5 protein-coding genes are annotated in these 2,712 nt (G+C 51.0%); 1 reads left to right on the forward strand and 4 read right to left on the reverse strand.

The window, feature by feature from the left end; genetic code table 11:
* The 4 genes from tmk to FP827_06940 all read right to left on the reverse strand — a co-directional run.
* Positions 1–339, reverse strand: a 339-nt coding sequence (tmk, locus tag FP827_06925; protein MBA3052800.1) for a dTMP kinase, incomplete at its 3' end; no start/stop codon positions are given.
* Positions 340–369: 30 nt separating this feature from the next.
* The gene (locus FP827_06930; GenBank protein MBA3052801.1) at positions 370–948 is read right to left on the reverse strand and encodes a hypothetical protein; all 579 of its coding nucleotides are present in this window, start codon (positions 946–948) and stop codon (positions 370–372) included.
* Positions 949–1,148: 200 nt separating this feature from the next.
* Positions 1,149–1,544: a hypothetical protein gene (locus tag FP827_06935; GenBank protein ID MBA3052802.1), complete on the reverse strand. Its 396-nt coding sequence runs from the start codon at positions 1,542–1,544 to the stop codon at positions 1,149–1,151.
* The gene (locus tag FP827_06940) at positions 1,541–2,221 is read right to left on the reverse strand and encodes a chloramphenicol acetyltransferase (GenBank protein MBA3052803.1); all 681 of its coding nucleotides are present in this window, start codon (positions 2,219–2,221) and stop codon (positions 1,541–1,543) included. The genes FP827_06935 and FP827_06940 overlap by 4 nt, the downstream gene beginning before the upstream one ends.
* Before the next feature lie 284 nt (positions 2,222–2,505).
* Here FP827_06940 and FP827_06945 point away from each other — a divergent pair.
* On the forward strand, positions 2,506–2,712 hold a 207-nt coding region (locus FP827_06945), incomplete at its 3' end, for an RNA methyltransferase (protein MBA3052804.1).

The raw sequence follows: 2,712 nt of genomic DNA on the forward strand, positions 1-2,712 counted from the left end.
CATGTTCAGGCCTCTGCCGTAACCCTGATAAGCTATTGTGGCGTCGGAATACCTCTCGCAAATGACGATATGGCCTTTATCCAGAGCCGGCCTTATAACCTCGGCGGTGTGTCCTGCCCGGGAAGCCTCATAGAGCATGAGTTCCGCGAGAGGAAAAACCTTGTGTTCCGGATCCAGTAGGAGCTTGCGCAAATGCTCGCAAAAAAGCGAACCGCCCGGCTCCCTTGTCCTGACAACCTTATGCCCTTTTTTTTTGAGCGCCGCGGCGAGCAGCCCCGCCTGAGTTGATTTACCGCAGCCGTCGCCGCCTTCAAAAGTGATGAATACGCCTTTTTTCATATATAGAGATTTATAGCAAATTTGACCAAATTAATAAACGCCGGGATAAAAATAGTGATAGCACACGAAGGCGATCAGGCTCCCCGACACGAGTCCGACGAAGGACTCAAACAATGTGTGCCCGAGAACGACTTCCAGCCTTTGCAGATCCGTTATTTCCCTTCTTGTCCTTTTTATTTTCCTCAAGGCGGCCGATGTCTTCGCGTCCGGATACCCGTTCAGTTTTTTTTCAAGATCGTTGAGCTCTAAGATTTTCCGGCTGTATTCATTTTCTATGATACTGGCGAGGAAATTCTTCATGGTCTTGGTGTTGTCGGCTATGGCTGTGCGCACCTTGACGGCGTCGTGGACGACCGCCACGAGAAACATCACCGCCATCGTGAAATGCGGCGAGGTGAAACCGAAGAGCATGCCGTTCCCCATGGCGAAAGCCGAACACACGGCCGCGTGCGTTGAGGGCATCCCTCCTGTCGCGCCGTATACTTTAAGCGCCAGCCGCCTCTCGTTTACAAGCACCACGAGCAGCTTAAATGTCTGCGTCATAAACCATACCAGAAAAGCTACAGCGAGAATTATGAGCGCGTTAGGGGATGTGTTCTGATTTACCATAAGGGCATTATATCACAAAATCCGCATTTGTAAAGCTCTACGGGACGGCAGACGCTATCCGTAGCGGGCCATATGAGCGAGGGGTTTTACCCGCGCCCCGAGTGAATTGGCAGCGAACCGCATGCGTGAGCGGCCGTCTACGGGTAGCTCTGCCGTCCTATTTTTTCGGGGATATGCCTTTCCGGCACGCGGTTTACCCTTCACATATCCAGCGTTTGGAATTCGGCCTCAATCCCGTTGCGGACGGCGAAGCTCTCTATAAAATCCCTGTACACGGTCAGCTTCGGGTCTTTTGTTATGTCCAGATGAAAAAAACTGAGTTTATCAAACGCGTATTTTTTATATTGAGCGTCAACCTTATCCGCCATGATCGCGAAATCGCCGCGCGAGAGCAGTGTGTCGTAATAAGGTATCGGCTCGTCCGCTTCCAGAAAACCGTATTTGCCGGAAAAGATGAGAAAGCCGGCGCCCGAAACCTGCGCCTGTTTGTAAACATATTCTATGTGCGGCGCGAGATAACGCTTTAAGGCCGGAAGTAACGCCGCCTCAGAAGATTTTTCCTTTGAGCAATGCGTTATAAAATAATGAGGATTCATCCGGCTAAAACTTCATCCGGTTTGTTAAGTTTATCCTGCAAAATCTTGTAAAACCTGCCACTATGAAGGCCATCAACAAGCGCGTGGTGAGCCTGAAGAGACAGGGGCATCCAAAGTTTTTCACCCCGTTTTTGAAACTTCCCCAATGATATTCTCGGCACGGAATCAGCCGGATGCATGTGTATGGGATGCGTTATATTGGTGAACGAAACCCAGGGTATGGATGTGACATAAAGGAGGTCGTCACGCTCGGGATCATCTATGCCGGGGTTCTTTGCCGTGTCGTCCATGGCCGAGGCCGTTCTTTTCGCGAATTCATTATAACCCGCCGCGTATTCCACAAGGCAGAAGCTGAAGACCTCGTTTTCCATGAGCATTGTGAAAGAGGGATGAACCGCGTCATGCTCCACAACCTGTTTGCCCCGTATTCTCTGCCTGAGCTCCGGTACAGCGTTCGCGGCGGATGTGACCATATAGAGGATAGCTTTAAAGAAAGACAGACCGTCTTTTTTCACATATTCCCGCACTGCCCCCACATCAACATCCGCGCAAAGGCTGAAATGCGGATAATCCATTGCGCTGAAAAATTCAAAATGTTTTTTTCTTTTCCACTTATCAATGTCTATGTATTTCATCGCATCCTCCGACGCGAAATTAAACCATATCGGGACGGGCATTGCAATAGCCGCTCCCGCGCGCGACAGATGGCAGGCAGAGCTTACCGCTCCAGGCAAACGATAGCGATTTGAGTGCAAGCGCCGAGGACTGACTACGGAAACTCCTAAAGGCGAGGATGTCCGAGGCCGCCTTCGGCGGCCGAGTTCCGCAGCCGCTATACGGAAGTCCGAAGGCGATAAGCGTATAAAAATCGCGTGTTTGACGGGGCGGCAGCTCTGCCGTCCGCACCGACGGTAATGCGGGCGATTGCGCAAAAGCCGGATATTGTGATACAATCCGCCCTATGAGCAAAAACGAAATGCAGATGATCCGTTCGCTGAAGAACAAGAAAGAAAGAAATGAACACGGCCTCTTTGTCGTGGAAGGCCTCAAGGCGGTGAAAGAGCTCCTCGCCTCGCGCGTCAAAACCCGCTCTGTTTACGCTGTGAGGAAATTTGACGATATAAAAACGCCCGTAAACATAGTCAGCGACGGGGAATTCGCGAAAATG

The organism is Candidatus Omnitrophota bacterium (assembly GCA_013791745.1).
Lineage (GTDB): Bacteria > CG03 > CG03 > CG03 > CG03 > CG03.